This is a genomic window from Aeromicrobium sp. SP1 (assembly GCF_055663785.1).
Window position 1 is genome coordinate 2016950 of record NZ_JBQVVK010000001.1, and the last position, 13192, is coordinate 2030141.

Annotated in this window: 17 protein-coding genes and 1 tRNA gene; 10 read left to right on the top strand and 8 right to left on the bottom strand. The window is 68.5% G+C overall.

Annotation, left to right across the window (positions count from 1 at the left end; translation table 11 throughout):
* Positions 1 to 35: 35 nt before the first annotated feature.
* The gene (locus tag ACT26F_RS09975) at positions 36 to 344 is read left to right on the top strand and encodes a helix-turn-helix transcriptional regulator (protein ID WP_471670376.1); all 309 of its coding nucleotides are present in this window, start codon (positions 36 to 38) and stop codon (positions 342 to 344) included.
* A 2-nt stretch (positions 345 to 346) separates the two neighbouring features.
* Here the strand turns inward: ACT26F_RS09975 and ACT26F_RS09980 are convergent, their stop codons facing one another.
* The 5 genes from ACT26F_RS09980 to ACT26F_RS10000 all read right to left on the bottom strand — a co-directional run bounded on the left by ACT26F_RS09980 (position 347) and on the right by ACT26F_RS10000 (position 3649).
* A complete protein-coding gene (locus ACT26F_RS09980) occupies positions 347 to 613 on the bottom strand; it encodes a hypothetical protein (protein WP_471670377.1) in 267 nt (88 codons plus the stop codon).
* A gap of 133 nt (positions 614 to 746) precedes the next feature.
* Positions 747 to 1595, bottom strand: coding sequence for a Bax inhibitor-1/YccA family protein (locus ACT26F_RS09985; protein WP_471670378.1), 849 nt, complete (start codon positions 1593 to 1595; stop codon positions 747 to 749).
* 95 nt (positions 1596 to 1690) lie between these two features.
* A complete protein-coding gene (locus ACT26F_RS09990) occupies positions 1691 to 2746 on the bottom strand; it encodes a hypothetical protein (protein ID WP_471670379.1) in 1056 nt (351 codons plus the stop codon).
* Positions 2743 to 3069: a PadR family transcriptional regulator gene (locus ACT26F_RS09995; protein ID WP_471670380.1), complete on the bottom strand. Its 327-nt coding sequence runs from the start codon at positions 3067 to 3069 to the stop codon at positions 2743 to 2745. The genes ACT26F_RS09990 and ACT26F_RS09995 overlap by 4 nt, the downstream gene beginning before the upstream one ends.
* A 67-nt stretch (positions 3070 to 3136) precedes the next feature.
* Entirely contained in the window at positions 3137 to 3649 is a 513-nt protein-coding gene (locus tag ACT26F_RS10000; protein ID WP_471670381.1) for a DinB family protein, read from the bottom strand.
* 36 nt (positions 3650 to 3685) lie between these two features.
* Here ACT26F_RS10000 and trmB point away from each other — a divergent pair, with 36 nt between their 5' ends.
* The 8 genes from trmB (at position 3686) to ACT26F_RS10040 (ending at position 9950) form a co-directional block, all read left to right on the top strand.
* Positions 3686 to 4429, top strand: coding sequence for a tRNA (guanosine(46)-N7)-methyltransferase TrmB (gene trmB / locus ACT26F_RS10005; protein WP_471670382.1), 744 nt, complete (start codon positions 3686 to 3688; stop codon positions 4427 to 4429).
* Positions 4426 to 4875 (top strand): hypothetical protein, encoded by a 450-nt coding sequence (locus ACT26F_RS10010; RefSeq protein WP_471670383.1) that lies wholly within the window; start codon positions 4426 to 4428, stop codon positions 4873 to 4875. Before trmB ends, ACT26F_RS10010 begins: the two co-directional genes overlap by 4 nt.
* A 1-nt stretch (position 4876) precedes the next feature.
* Positions 4877 to 5215 carry a hypothetical protein gene (locus ACT26F_RS10015; RefSeq protein ID WP_471670384.1) on the top strand — a complete coding sequence of 113 codons (339 nt, stop codon included), beginning with the start codon at positions 4877 to 4879 and terminating at the stop codon, positions 5213 to 5215.
* A 155-nt stretch (positions 5216 to 5370) separates the two neighbouring features.
* Positions 5371 to 6045, top strand: a complete 675-nt coding sequence (locus tag ACT26F_RS10020) for a hypothetical protein (protein ID WP_471670385.1) — start codon at positions 5371 to 5373, stop codon at positions 6043 to 6045.
* A gap of 253 nt (positions 6046 to 6298) precedes the next feature.
* Entirely contained in the window at positions 6299 to 7603 is a 1305-nt protein-coding gene (locus ACT26F_RS10025) for an OmpA family protein (protein WP_471670386.1), read from the top strand.
* Positions 7604 to 7623: 20 nt separating this feature from the next.
* Positions 7624 to 8046, top strand: a complete 423-nt coding sequence (locus tag ACT26F_RS10030; RefSeq protein ID WP_471670387.1) for a hypothetical protein — start codon at positions 7624 to 7626, stop codon at positions 8044 to 8046.
* The gene (locus ACT26F_RS10035) at positions 8043 to 9203 is read left to right on the top strand and encodes a hypothetical protein (RefSeq protein WP_471670388.1); all 1161 of its coding nucleotides are present in this window, start codon (positions 8043 to 8045) and stop codon (positions 9201 to 9203) included. The genes ACT26F_RS10030 and ACT26F_RS10035 overlap by 4 nt, the downstream gene beginning before the upstream one ends.
* A 6-nt stretch (positions 9204 to 9209) precedes the next feature.
* Positions 9210 to 9950: a thermonuclease family protein gene (locus tag ACT26F_RS10040; protein ID WP_471670389.1), complete on the top strand. Its 741-nt coding sequence runs from the start codon at positions 9210 to 9212 to the stop codon at positions 9948 to 9950.
* Between the two features lie 67 nt (positions 9951 to 10017).
* On the opposite strand, the gene ACT26F_RS10045 is transcribed toward ACT26F_RS10040, so the two are convergent.
* Positions 10018 to 10090, bottom strand: a tRNA-Leu gene (locus ACT26F_RS10045).
* A 91-nt stretch (positions 10091 to 10181) separates the two neighbouring features.
* Between ACT26F_RS10045 and ACT26F_RS10050 the strand changes: the two genes are divergently transcribed.
* Positions 10182 to 11348 carry a nucleotide sugar dehydrogenase gene (locus ACT26F_RS10050; RefSeq protein ID WP_471670390.1) on the top strand — a complete coding sequence of 389 codons (1167 nt, stop codon included), beginning with the start codon at positions 10182 to 10184 and terminating at the stop codon, positions 11346 to 11348.
* A gap of 16 nt (positions 11349 to 11364) precedes the next feature.
* Here the strand turns inward: ACT26F_RS10050 and ACT26F_RS10055 are convergent, their stop codons facing one another.
* Together ACT26F_RS10055 and ACT26F_RS10060 are read right to left on the bottom strand one after the other, a co-directional pair.
* Entirely contained in the window at positions 11365 to 12273 is a 909-nt protein-coding gene (locus tag ACT26F_RS10055) for an NAD(P)-dependent oxidoreductase (protein ID WP_471670391.1), read from the bottom strand.
* Positions 12270 to 13187: a Ppx/GppA phosphatase family protein gene (locus ACT26F_RS10060; protein ID WP_471670392.1), complete on the bottom strand. Its 918-nt coding sequence runs from the start codon at positions 13185 to 13187 to the stop codon at positions 12270 to 12272. The genes ACT26F_RS10055 and ACT26F_RS10060 overlap by 4 nt, the downstream gene beginning before the upstream one ends.
* Positions 13188 to 13192 lie beyond the last annotated feature (5 nt).

The following is a 13192-nucleotide window of genomic DNA, read 5'->3' on the forward strand; positions in this document are numbered from 1 at the left end:
TGACTTTCACCGCGATACGGCACACTCTGTTGTGCATGCCCAAACGCACCCCCACCGACACGACGGCGCAGGTCGCCGCCTGGTTCGCGCGCTGGCTGCGCGCCCACCGCGAGGAGGAGGGGCTGACCCAGGAGCAGCTGGCCCATCTCGCCGGGCTGAGCCGCAACCAGGTCCAGAACCTCGAGAACAATCGCAACAACAGCACGACGGGACGGATGACCGCCAACCCCGGCCTCGACACGATCCTGGCCCTGGAGTCGGCCTTCGGGATGGAGCTCGGCGAGCTGTTGGTGAGCGTGCGCCGGTACATCCAGTCGCACGGCGGGTCCGGCCCGACCGCCTGAGGTCACGGCGGCGGGTCCGAGCTGGCGCGGTCGAAGACCTCGGCCGCGTCGACGAGCGAGCGGGCGAGATGGCGAGCGGCCCCCGGGCTCAGGTCGTACGACTCGACCCGGCAGGCGAGCTCGGGAGGGTCGGCCGGAAGGATCCCGCGCAGGATCGCGATCCAGGCACCCTCGGGTGCGGCGAACAGCCGGGCATGCTGCTCGTCCTCGACGGTCTCGCCCGAGCGGTGGTCGTCGCACCACCAGGGGCAGTTGGTCAGCGGCGTCATGCGAGAAGTCCTATCAGCGGATTCCGACAGCGATCGAAAGCCTACTGTATTGTGCTTCTCGTCAGAATGTCCGCGCACGGGAGACGCCGAGGGCCCGCCACCTGGTCGGTGGCGGGCCCTCGTGCGGATGGGGTCAGTTGTCTCCGCGCAGGATGGCCAGGACGCGCAGGATCTCGAGGTAGAGCCACACGAGCGTGACGGTCAGGCCGAAGGCGGCGCGCCAGGACTCGCGCTCGGGCAGACCGGCGGCGATGCCGCGCTCGACGAAGTCGAAGTCCATGATCAGGCACAGGACGGCCAGGCCGATCGCGACGAGCGAGACGACCAGACCGAGCATCCCGAAGTCACGCAGGCCGCCGTCGTCGAGGACGCCGAAGACGCTCAGCAGGAAGTTGACCAGCATCACGCCGACGAAGGCGAACAGCGAGATCATGACGACCTTGCGGAACCGCTCCGTGACGCGGATGTTGAAGAACTTGTAGGCGGCCAGGGTGGCACCGGCGGCGACGAACGTCGCCAGGACGGCCTGGAACACGATCGTCGAGTCGCCCACCCACGTGGCGATGACCTTGGAGAACGCACCGACGAAGACACCTTCGGCCGCCGCGTAGGCGAGCACGAGCGCGGGGCTGATGATCTTCTTGAACGAGTTGACCATCGCGAGCACGAAGCCGATCAGGGCGCCGCCCATCGCGAACATCCACGCCCTCGTGACGGCGGACTGGTCGACCTGGCCGGCGTCGGTCCACATCTGACCGATCACGAACCACGCGAGGGTGGCGAACAGGACGACCGTGCCGATCGTGAGCGCGGTCTTCTCGACGACGGAGTCCATCGTCATGCGGCCCGTGGACGTGGGGGCCTGCGTGCTCGCCGGTCCGCCGGACAGGTCGATCTGCCACTGGGACGGATCGGCGACCTGGGTGGTGGCGCGGCCGTTGAACTCCGCGTTGTTGGCGAAGACAGGGTTGCTGCTCTTCATGGCTCCTCCGGGGAGATTCTGGCCCCGCGCGCCGGTGGTGGCGGGGTCGTTGGTTCTACCCTAGCCAACGCTCATGACAGTCGCGGCGTTCCCGTTCACCGCGACTTCTCAGGTGCGGCAGTCGCGGTGGCCTCGGCGGTCGGCGCCGCGAGCACGGCAGGCACCTTGATGAACGGCGCGGGACGGTCCTGGGGCTGCGCGCCCGTCAGCGGCGTGGTCGGGTCGTCGGGGCTCGACTCGGCCATCTGCATCGGGTAGACGTTCCAGGCCTTGGCCCCCGTCTCGAGCGTGGTCGGCACCCAGGCGCCGACGGACTCGCACTCCTCGATCTGCTGCGGCGTCGCGCCGAGGCAGCCGTTGCCGCCGGGGACGGAGGTCTGGATCGGCTTGCCGTTCTCGTCGAACAGCTGCACGCCCTTGAGCGGTGCGCCCTTCGCGTCGTAGGCGAAGATGTTGGTCACCTCGACGCCGCCGGAGAAGACACCCACGGACCCCACGTAGACGTCGGAGCCGTTGTCGTACCCGCTGGAGTATCCGTCGTCGTATGCCTGCCAGGCGTCGTTGAGGTCGCCGTGCGTCGGGACCTGGCTCAGTCCCGCAACGGTCGCGATGACGGCGACGGCGTTGCCGACCCAGATCAGCGCGCGCACCCAGGCGGGCCAGCGGCGCAGGCCGACGAAGACGCTGCCGGCCACCAGGACCGCCAGCACGATCCAGAGGGCACCGGACGAAGGCAGCAGGTCGCCCTCGAAGCCGAGGAAGGCGCCTGCCACCTGATAGGCGGCCCAGCCGCGCACGATCCACCAGGCCGGCCGCAGGGTCACGAGGAAGTCCAGCACGGTCGCGACGGCCGCACTCCGCCGCAGCGAGCGCTCGAAGTCGCGGCCCATCAGGGTGAACGAGCCGGCGATCTCGCGGATCCGGCCGGGGCGCTGCTGGCGGGTCGGCAGGCCGGCGGCGCCGCGCAGCTCGGCCGCGTAGGCGACGGGATCGGGCAGCTCGCGCTGGAGGTCCTCCGCGTACGCCTCCGCGAGGTCGGCCTCGAGGCCCTCGGTGAGCTCGTCGACCTCGTCGGCGGGCAGGTCCTCGAGCGCCTCACGGACGGCCGTCGCGAACGCGGCGATCTGGGCGGGAACGGTCGTGGCGTTCATGCGGCGTCTCCTTCGAGCAGGCGGTCCATCGTGCGGGCGAAGTCCGCCCAGGTCTTGCGTTGGGCGTCCAGCATCGTCCGGCCCTGGGGCGTGATGCCGTAGTACTTGCGGTGCGGGCCTTCTTCACTGGGCACCACGTACGAGGTCAGTGCGCCGGCCGAGTACAGCCGCCGCAGCGTGCCGTAGACCGAGGCGTCGCCAACCTCCTCGAGTCCGGCCGCGCGCAGTCGCCTGACCACGTCGTAGCCGTATCCGTCCTCGTGCTCGACGACGGCGAGCACCGCCACGTCGAGCACACCCTTGAGCAACTGCGTCGCATCCATGGACGGGACAGTACCACGCAGTGCGCATTACCGCGCACGGCGCACTGTGGTGGCGTGTCGGTATTTCTCAGGCGCCCACGTCGACGAGGTGGTGGACGAGGTCGTGCAGGCCGTAGGTCGTGAGGGTGGCGGCGGTGAACACCGAGCCGTTGGAGCGGTGACCGGGACGGGTCCAGTCGGCCGTCCGGTCCAGCTCGGCGGCGTACGCGTCGGCCGCCGCGGCGATCTCCTCGGCGACGGTCGCCGGGTCCTGCCGGTCGTAGCCGTCCTCGATCGCCGTCGCGTCCTGGTCCCAGTTCGCGAAGACCGGCTCGTCCTCCTCGCGGATGAGCCTCGACCGCTCCGCGAAGAGCCGCAGGACGTCACGGACGTGGCACGCGTACTCCAGCGCCGACCACGTCGAGGGATCGGGGCGCTCCCGCACGTCGGGGCTCGCCAGCACCGTCCGCCAGCGCGGGACCATCGCGAGGATCTGCTGCGAGGCGGTCGCGGGGTCAGCCGCGGCGGCCGCGTAGCCGCAGTCGGGGCACGTGCGGTCCAGCACCCACGTCCAGTCCTTCGTGTCGGGATCGATCGTCATGCGGCCCACGATGGCAGGGTCGGTAGGTTCGTGACCATGCCTCCGACCGCCGAAGACCGTCAGGATCGCGCCACGGAGCCGTTCCGCCGCGAGGTCGTGTCGTTCACGCGCCGCGGAGGTCGGCTCTCCGAGCGCCAGCAGGACGCCTGGGACGACGTCGCCGACCGGTTCGTCGTCGACGTGCCGCGCGGGCGCACCAGCACCTCGGTCGCCGACGGCTTCGAACTCGATCCCGCGGACCTCTTCGGTCGCACCGCGCCGCTCGTCGTCGAGATCGGCAGCGGTCGTGGCGAGTCGCTCGTCCACGCCGCCCTCGAGCACCCGGACACCAACTTCCTGGCGCTCGAGGTCTACGTCCCGGGCGTCGCGCAGACCCTCGTGTCGCTGCGCCATGAATCCGTCGAGAACGTGCGACTCGCCGTCGTCGACGCCGTGCCCACCCTGTCGCGGATGCTGCCGGCGGGTTCGGTCGACGAACTGCGGGTCTGGTTCCCCGACCCGTGGCACAAGACGCGCCACCACAAGCGTCGGCTCGTCACCGACGAGTTCGTCCCGCACGTGCACCGCACCCTGGCGCCGGCCGGCACGTGGCGACTGGCCACCGACTGGGAGGACTACGCCGAGCAGATGCGCGACGTACTCTCGCGCGCCGAGGGGTTCGAGTTCTCCGGCGACTGGGACGAACGCTTCGCCGGTCGTCCCGTCACGCGCTTCGAGGCCAAGGGCGTGCACGCCGGTCGCACGATCCGGGATCTGAGCGCCACTAGGATGACCTCATGACCGACGAGGGCACGACCGCGGACAAGCTCGGCATCGAGCCGGGCGCGCTCGTCTGGATCGTCGGCGACTCCATCGAGGAGACCGCACTGCTCGATCCGCTCCCCGAGGGCGTCGAGACGTACGAGGACGAGGAGATCAACGAACCGCAGAGTTGGTTCGACGACACCTGGACCGGAGCCGAGAACCGCCCCGAGCCGGTCGAGCCGAACCGGCCCTCCGGGATCGACACCGCCGTGATCGCCGTCTCGAACAGCCAGGAGTTCCACACCCGGCTCGACGACCTGCTGCCGCGGATGGGCTCGGTCGGCCGGGTCTGGCTGCTGTTCCCCGAGGACGAACTGCCGACCGCGATCCTCGAGAACGGCATCGACGAGTACGGCTGGAGCGCCACGGCCCCCGTCCGGCTCGACGAGACCTGGTCCGCTGTCGAGCTCGAACAGTCCTGACATGGCCTCCGAGCGCGGCCGGACCCTGTTCGCCGAGCTCACCGAGGACCTGCGCGGTCGTCCCGACATCAGCGAGGGCACGATGCTGCGCTCCCCCGCACTGCGCGTGAACGACCTGGCGTTCGCGTTCGCCGGCCACGGCGACCGGCTCATCGTCAAGGTCCCGCACGAGCGGGTCGACGAGCTCGTGGCGTCCGGCGAGGGCGAGGCCCTGACGACCGGGACGCGCACGATGCGCGAATGGGTGGCGGTGGCCTACCCGGCGGACGACGCCGGTGCCGGCCGCTGGCGTGACCTCATCGACGAGGCCCTGGCCTTCGTCGGCACCCTTCCTGCCTGAGCGACGCTCGGCCTCACACCATCCCTCCGAACACAGGAGTGCCCTGCCACCCCTTTCGCACCTTGACTCCCGCAAGTACCATGAGTCACACGAGTTTCACCGTGATACCGGGCAGAAGGGGGCGGGGACCTGTGCGCCGAGTGCTGACGCTGCTGGTGGCGACCATCGTGGTCGTCGCGACGACCGTCGTGCTGCGCTCCCCCGCCGACGCCGCGACGCCTCGTCTGCGCATCACGAATCCGGCCACGGCATCGATCGCGTGGTCCGGCAAGGCGACGATCGCGCCGAAGTTCAAGAAGGCGAAGAAGGTCCACGTCGTCAAGCGCTCCGTGGCCGCGTACCAGCACGGGGCCGTCCGGGCGCGAGGCCGCAAGGTGAGCCTCCCGGTGGGCACCTACCGCATCCGGATCGCCGTGAAGTGGAAGTACCACGGCAAGGCCCACACGACGACGCGGTCGCTGCGCGTGCGCGTCAAGCAGGGAGCCTGCGCGACCGCCGCGGACTTCCGACGTCTGCGGACCGACCCCGCCTACTCCCCCGGCGTCACCGCGGACTCGGTCGCGGCCGTCGCAGCGACCCTGCGCACCCGTGGGACGACCGGCGAGCGCAGCCAGATCGCCCAGCGGATCGCCGCGCTGCAGGAGATCGAGGGCATCATCGACGACCGCACGATGCGCGGCGAGACCAGCGCGCTCATCGCGCAGCTCTCGTCACTGCAGGCGAAGGGCGTCCAGGTGCGCGAGGACCGCAAGTACGCCGGCTGCGGCGGCCGCGTGAGCGCGTACGCCTCGTTCGCCGACGGCGAGCTGATCGCCGCCGAGGCCTTCTGAGCCACTCGGCGACCCGGCCCGGCACGAACTCCGCGAGTCAACCCGACCACTCGCGGGCTCAGAGGTCTGCCTTCTCCGCTGAGATCGGGCTGCTCCCGGTAGCCGAACTGGCCGTACTGCTCATCAGACCGTTGGCGTGCCGCATCAATGTCGACTTTTAAATCGATTTCGACCACGACACGGATTACCCGCAGGTAGGATCACCGGGCTTGGCTACGTTTTCAGACTGAAATGAGAGGGAAGTACGTCGGTGATGGCGAACCTCGTGGAGAACCTGGCTGCCAGTTCCGACAGGGCGTTCCTGCTCGCTCTGACTGCTGCAGCATTCGTGTTCTTCGCCTACAAGTTGTACCGCGGCTACCAGACCTACGGCACGGTCCGGTTCGTCGGGGCGTTCACGAAATGGGCCGCGGCTCTGTCCGCGCTGCTCCTCGCGCTCCAACTCCACACGTCGACGCGCCCGTACGCGCCTCCGCCGTCGGACGAGCTGGCCATCGTGCTCGGCAACACCCAGAACTCGCCCACGCCGTCCCTCAGTGCCGACACCTCAGAACTCATCGAACAGAGTCTGCTCCTGCACAAGGGCGAAGCGTCCGAAGACGTCTTGAGCTCGATGGTGTTCGTGTCTGCTGCTGCACCCCCGACGGTCCTGGCCTTCGACGAGAAGTCCGCCGACTTCGTCGACATGAGCACCAATTCGACGCGGGCCAAGCGCGACGCCCGGGACAACGCCCGCGCCTTGAAGCAGTTTCTCGACAGCCGACAGCCCGGAAGCGATGGGGCAAGCTACCTGGAGGCGATCATCGAAGCCTCCCGGAACATCGACACGGGTGCGACGGTCACGGTGATCGGTTCGGGACTCTCCGACGCCGGGGACATCGACTTTGCTCACGAAGCCCTGCTGACCTCCGAAAAGAAGCGAACCGCCAAGATCGACGAACTGGCGGAGAAGTACGGGCGCGACTACCTTTCCGGCTACTCGGTCTACTTCGTGGGGCTCGGGGACACCACACCGCCCCAGGAGCCTCTCTCGCAGAAGCAGAAGGACATCGTCCGTGACCTGTACCGCGACGCCATCGGGGCACTCGGCGGGCGAGTGAGGGTCAGCACCCGCAGTCAGCTCGGCGATCCGGTGGCGACCAGTTTCACGGTGAGCACGACGGACACCGGTTGCGGAAACGTCGACTTCAGGTTGGACGACCGCACCCTGGAGTTCGTCAGCGACCAGGCGACATTCGCGAACCCCGCCAAGGCGAAGGCCGCGCTCAAACGGATCGTCGATGTCTACGAGGACGACCCTGCACGCGTCAGTCAGATCAAGGTTGACGGCTACATCTACCTCACTGCTGCGGCACGCAAGCAGCCCGGCGCGAACGATGCACCGTTGTCCAAGGACCGCGCGGACGCTGTCAAGGACGCGCTCGTCGAGCAGGGCATCCCCGCGGACAGGATCCGCGCTACAGGCAAGGGTCCCGGCCCGCACAACAATGCCCACAAACCAGGGCTGGACCGGATGGTCAAGATCAAGATCTCTCGCACCGCAAACCCGGACTGTTGAGCCGGCGAGAAGGAGTTTCCATGGCAAGGTCGAATGTGATTACCGATGCGGCGATCCGCAAACGGTTGCGTCGCATCAAGAAGAAGCGCGAGAAGGACGTCCGGAAGAAGGTCCGTCGTCGTGAGCTGACCGGGCAGTCGTTCGAGTTGTACCTGCCCGAGATCGCCGCTGACTACGAGCACCTGCGGGCCGAACTTCGCAATGCCCTGGACGGCACGTTGGCCGACCAGCGCCACGAACGGGCCAAGCTTGCAGGCCAGATCGAGAATGAGTTGAACACGCTCGGCAACGACGCCCACCGCCTCCAGCAGTCATACGAGACGCTCCAGGCGCTGGCGAGCGAAGCGGACCTGGCGTCAAACGACTTGCCTGCCGAGAACAAGATCACCATCGAACCGCTGAGGAAGCGATTCAAGGACGCGGAAAACAGGAGTGCGCGATGACGTCCGTCGACCCGAAGGTTCAGCACCCGACTCAAGACTCGGACCGTCACGACAAGGCGCGTCCCGGTGCAAGACGAGCCGAGATGCCCTTCTTTGCTCCCCTCGCGATGCTGGTCATCTGCGTGGCGGTCAGCATCGCCGACCTCGCCTTCCTCAATGACGTCGTCGGTCAGGTTCTCGACGTCGACCAGCGGACGTCAGTCATCCTCTCGGCCGTTCTCGGTCTCGTCGGCCTGTCCTCCATGGCCCACCTGGGTTACCGCGAAGCGGACAAGGATGCAGGCCCGGTCGGCACGGCGACCAAGGTCGTCCACGTCGGCATCTGGCTGGCCCTCGGCGTGGCCATCTCGGCCGCGCGACTGTTCTCGGCCACGATCTTGGACCTGGGCGCCGACGACGGCGTGGTCCAGCTGTTCGGTCTGGAAGTCCGACAGCAGGACGCCGTCTTCGCCCCGATCATGCTGCTCATGTACATCATCGCGGGTATCGGTGCCCGCGAGGCGACCAAGTCCCTGTTCCTCAACGAGGGATTCCACCGGTTCCTCGACGCTCGCTCCGAGAAGAAGCGCAAGACCAACGAGGAGAAGGAGAAGGCCGAGGACCTGCAGCGCCAGCGCATCGCAGTGGTCCAGGAAGAGCGAGAGGCCAAGCGCCGCGAGCTCCTCGCCAAGCAGTCCGAGTCCAAGGCAGAGAAGGCTGCCCAGGCCAAGCGCCAGCAGGAACTGAAGCGGGAACGCGAGGAATCGCTTCACCAGGAGAAGCTGGCGACCGCCAAGACGAAGGAAGCGCTCGAGCGCGAACGCCTCGATCTCCAGCGGCAGAACGTCGGAACTGAGCAACGCGCGCAGCAGGAGCAGAAGGATCGCGAGGAGAAGCGCAAGCCGTATCTCAATGAGAGCAACCGGTACCTGCGGCTGAAGTCGGGTTTTGAAGGCAGGACGCAGAAGATCACGGAGCAGATCGCGCTCATCGAGAAGCTGGACGCGGAGATCGCGGCAGTGGACTCCGCCTTCGCGAATTCCGTGAGGATCATCGACGAGTCCGAGCACTCCGTGCAGTCCGGCGCAGCGCTCAAGATCCATGCGAAAACCCAGGAGTCGGTGGCTCACCTGAGGACCGTCATCGAGAACTTCAACGCCGGCCGACAGCCCGAGTAGCCGCAGGTGCGTCGTCGACGTCAGACCTTCCAGCGAACGATCTACGTTCCGGGCGGGTCTCGATTCCCCACGGTCGAATGGGGCTGGATCGCGCTCGCCGCGGTGTTGGTGATCGTCGGCTCGGCTTCAGCGATATCGCTGCACGACCGGACCGACACGGATCCGCCAGCGACCGCCTCCGTGCAGGACACTGCGACCCCGCTCCCTTCGGCTTCGGCGGCGACGACCACGCCAGTGATCCCCTCCACCGACGTTCCTACGCGGGCCGAGTCGTCAGAGCCCATCACGACGCCGAGTCCGAGCCCGAAGACCACACAACCCAGCCTCGACCTGGGTGAGTCGTACCAAGTGCTCTCCGTGACCGATGGCGACACGATCCGAGTCCTCTACCGAGGCACGAGCGAACCGGTCCGATTCATCGGGATCGACACACCAGAGACCGTGAATCCGAACACGCCCGTCGAGTGCTTCGGTCCCGAAGCGTCCGCATTCACCACGGATCTCCTCGCTGGCGGAAGCGTCCATCTCGTCTCAGACGGCGGCCAGGGCGACCGAGACCAGTACGGCCGACTCCTGCGGTTCGTCTACACCGACGAAGGCGTGAATGTGAACGCCGAACTGGTGCGCGGGGGTTACGCGACATTCGAAGGCGGCTACCCGATTCTCGAGCCTTACCGAGACGAACTGCGCCGAGCCGAAGCAGCCGCACAACGCGACCGCCGTGGGATGTGGAGTTCCTGCAGCTAGGGATGATCCGCCCCATTGGTGCGACTTCGTCGCACGATGGGCTGGTGACGCGACTCCATCCGGTCGGTGCTCCCGGCGGGACTCGAACCCGCACTGTGACGGGTTTAAGCCGTCTGCCTCTGCCGTTGGGCTACGGGAGCCTGCCAAGCCTATGACCGGCCCTCAGTGTGACGTTCGGCGGATCGGGGCGGTCCGGTTCCGTCGGGCGCAACCGTCGACTAGGTTTCCCGCATGCGCATTGCCGTGGTGGGTGCCGGGTACGTCGGGCTGTCGAACGCCGTCGCGCTCGCCCAGAATCATGAGGTCACCCTCGTCGACATCGACGAGGCGCGGGTCGCGGCGGTCAACGCCGGCACCTCCCCGATCGAGGACACCGAGCTGGCGGAGTTCCTCGCCGGGGGCGACCTGCGGCTGACGGCGACCCTCGACCACCGGGCCGCCTTCGAGGGCGCCGACTTCGTCGTCGTAGCGACCCCCACGCACTATGACGAGCGGACCAACTACTTCGACACCGGCTCGGTCGAGCAGGTCGTCACGGAGGCCCTCGGTGTCAGCCCGCAGGCGTGCATCGTCATCAAGTCGACGATCCCCGTGGGATTCACCGACCAGCAGCGCGAGCAACATCCCGGCGCCACGATCGTGTTCTCCCCCGAGTTCCTGCGCGAGGGTCGCGCCCTGTACGACAACCTGCACCCGAGCCGCATCATCGTGGGCGACTCCTCGCCGGCCGCCCGCCGATTCGCCGAGCTGCTCGCCGAGGCGGCGCACGACGACGACGTGCCGGTGCTGCTGACGGGCAGCACGGAGGCCGAGGCGATCAAGCTCTTCGCGAACACCTACCTCGCGCTGCGCGTCGCGTTCTTCAACGAGCTCGACACGTTCGCGTCGATGCGCGGCCTCGCGAGCGCCGACATCATCCAGGGCGTCGGGCTCGATCCCCGCATCGGCACCCACTACAACAACCCCTCCTTCGGCTACGGCGGGTACTGCCTGCCGAAGGACACGAAGCAGCTGCAGGCCAACTACGCGGACGTGCCGCAGAACCTGATCAGCGCGATCGTCGACGCGAACACGACCCGCAAGGACTTCATCGCGTTCGACGTGCTGCGCCGCGAGCCGAAGACCGTCGGCATCTACCGGCTCATCATGAAGGCCGGCTCCGACAACTACCGCGAGTCGTCCGTCCAGGGCGTCATGAAGCGGCTCAAGGCCAAGGGCATCGAGGTCATCGTGCACGAGCCGACCCTCGACGAGTCGACCTTCTTCCACTCCGAGGTCATCGAGGACCTCGAGGAGTTCAAGACCCGGGCCGACGTCATCATCGCCAACCGCCGGACGGACGCGCTGGCCGACGTCGCCGACAAGGTCTACACGCGCGACATCTACGGCCGCGACTGAGCTGCACGCGCCGGGACTACCCCCGGCGGTGGTCGACGACGACGTCGACGGGCTCCTGCCCGGCGAGCAGCCGCTCGACCTGACGGCGGACGACCGCCTCGATCCGCGGCCGCATGGCCGCGCTCATGCCGCCGACGTGCGGCGTGATGATCACGCCCGGCGCCGACCACAGCCGATGGTCGGCCGGCAACGGCTCGGGCTCGAAGACGTCGGAGGCGTACCGCAGCCGGCCCGCCTCGGCGAGCACGGCGTCGGTGTCGGCCGTGCGGCCGCGTGCCACGTTCACGACGATCGCCCCGTCACGCAGCCGCGCGAGGAAGTTCGCGTCGACGATGCGCTCGGTCGCCGGCGTGAGCGGCACCGCCACGACCACGGCGTCGACGGTCGGCAGCAGCGCGCCGAGCTCGTCGGCACCGTGCACGTGTCCCGCATCGTCGTCGCGGGCACGCGACCCGACCCGGACCAGCTCGCAGCCGAAGCCGTCGAGGCGCGCCGCCACCCGGGCGCCGATGCCGCCGACGCCGAGCAGGAGCACCCGACTGTCGTTGAGGCTGGCCGTCCAGTGCTTGCGCCACGAGGCCTCGGCCTGCTGGCGGGCGAACAGGTCGAGGTCCCTCGTCGCCGCCAGCAGCAACGCGACCGCCAGCTCGGCCGTGGAGTCCTCGTGGACGCCCACCGCGTTGGCGTAGACGCCTCCGGCCGGCAAGGCGTCGTCGACCCCGTCGAAGCCGAGTGACTGACCCTGCACAAGTCCGACCCGCGACGTGTCGATCCCGCCCATCGCCGACGGATCGACCGTGTACGGCCACACCACGAGGTCGAGGCGGACCTCCGGCTGGGGCGCCGAGCCGTCCCACACGACGACCTCGACCGGCAGATCGGCCAGGACCGGCAGCCAGTCCTCGCCGGGGACCGAGACCCTCACGCGAACTCCCGCGCCGCCGACCAGGCGATGCCGTCGAGGATGTCGTGCTCGCTGACGACGATCTCCGGCGTGGCCATCGGCAGGTGCTCGAGAATCCGATCGAGGATCAGCGCGCCGCCGGCGATGACGTCCGCCCGGCCCGGATGCATGAACGGCAGGGCGCGCCGGTCGGCCACGGGCAGCTGGACGAGCGACATGCAGGCCGCCCGCAGGTCGTCGACGTGGATGCGGGCGAGGTGGATCAGCTCGTGGTCGTAGGTCGGCAGCGCGAGCGAGTGCGCGGCGATCGTGGTGATCGTCCCGGCGACGCCGACGACCTCCTGCGACGGCGGCAACGGCGCCAGCACGGGCGCGATCACGGAGTCCAGGTACGCCATGCACTCGGTGACCTCGACGACCGAGGGCGGATCGGAGTGCAGGAAGCGCTCGGTCATCCGCACCGAGCCGACGTCGAAGGAGTGCGCGAACACCGGCTGCCGCAGTCCCTGCACGACCTCGGTGGAGCCCCCGCCGAGGTCGATCACGGACGTCAGCACGTCGGCGACGTCTCCCGTCGCACCCTCGAACGACGCACGGGCCTCCTCCGCGCCGCTGAGCACCCGCGGCCGCACGCCCAGCACCGCCTCGACGGCATCGCCGAACTCCTCGGCGTTGCTCGCGTCGCGGACTGCCGACGTGGCGGCGAAGGACACGATGTCGGCGCCCATCACCTCGATCACCCGCGCGTACTCGCGGCACGCCTCGAGGGTCCGTTCGATCGCCTCCGGTGCGAGCACGCCGGTCTGGTCGACGCCCTGACCCAGTCGGACGACCCGCATCTCGCGCGCCACGTCGGTCTTGGCATCACCCTCCACGTGCGCGATGAGCAGTCGGATGGAGTTGGTCCCACAGTCGATCGCCGCCACCCTCGTCATGACGT

What these genes read in the sequence shown, in the direction of transcription:
- ACT26F_RS09975 (WP_471670376.1), top strand. Translation starts at nt 36, where the DNA reads ATGCCCAAACGCACCCCCACCGACACGACGGCGCAGGTCGCCGCCTGG.
- ACT26F_RS09980 (WP_471670377.1), bottom strand. Translation starts at nt 613, where the DNA reads ATGACGCCGCTGACCAACTGCCCCTGGTGGTGCGACGACCACCGCTCG.
- ACT26F_RS09985 (WP_471670378.1), bottom strand. Translation starts at nt 1,595, where the DNA reads ATGAAGAGCAGCAACCCTGTCTTCGCCAACAACGCGGAGTTCAACGGC.
- ACT26F_RS09990 (WP_471670379.1), bottom strand. Translation starts at nt 2,746, where the DNA reads ATGAACGCCACGACCGTTCCCGCCCAGATCGCCGCGTTCGCGACGGCC.
- ACT26F_RS09995 (WP_471670380.1), bottom strand. Translation starts at nt 3,069, where the DNA reads ATGGATGCGACGCAGTTGCTCAAGGGTGTGCTCGACGTGGCGGTGCTC.
- ACT26F_RS10000 (WP_471670381.1), bottom strand. Translation starts at nt 3,649, where the DNA reads ATGACGATCGATCCCGACACGAAGGACTGGACGTGGGTGCTGGACCGC.
- trmB (WP_471670382.1), top strand. Translation starts at nt 3,686, where the DNA reads ATGCCTCCGACCGCCGAAGACCGTCAGGATCGCGCCACGGAGCCGTTC.
- ACT26F_RS10010 (WP_471670383.1), top strand. Translation starts at nt 4,426, where the DNA reads ATGACCGACGAGGGCACGACCGCGGACAAGCTCGGCATCGAGCCGGGC.
- ACT26F_RS10015 (WP_471670384.1), top strand. Translation starts at nt 4,877, where the DNA reads ATGGCCTCCGAGCGCGGCCGGACCCTGTTCGCCGAGCTCACCGAGGAC.
- ACT26F_RS10025 (WP_471670386.1), top strand. Translation starts at nt 6,299, where the DNA reads ATGGCGAACCTCGTGGAGAACCTGGCTGCCAGTTCCGACAGGGCGTTC.
- ACT26F_RS10030 (WP_471670387.1), top strand. Translation starts at nt 7,624, where the DNA reads ATGGCAAGGTCGAATGTGATTACCGATGCGGCGATCCGCAAACGGTTG.
- ACT26F_RS10035 (WP_471670388.1), top strand. Translation starts at nt 8,043, where the DNA reads ATGACGTCCGTCGACCCGAAGGTTCAGCACCCGACTCAAGACTCGGAC.
- ACT26F_RS10050 (WP_471670390.1), top strand. Translation starts at nt 10,182, where the DNA reads ATGCGCATTGCCGTGGTGGGTGCCGGGTACGTCGGGCTGTCGAACGCC.
- ACT26F_RS10060 (WP_471670392.1), bottom strand. Translation starts at nt 13,187, where the DNA reads ATGACGAGGGTGGCGGCGATCGACTGTGGGACCAACTCCATCCGACTG.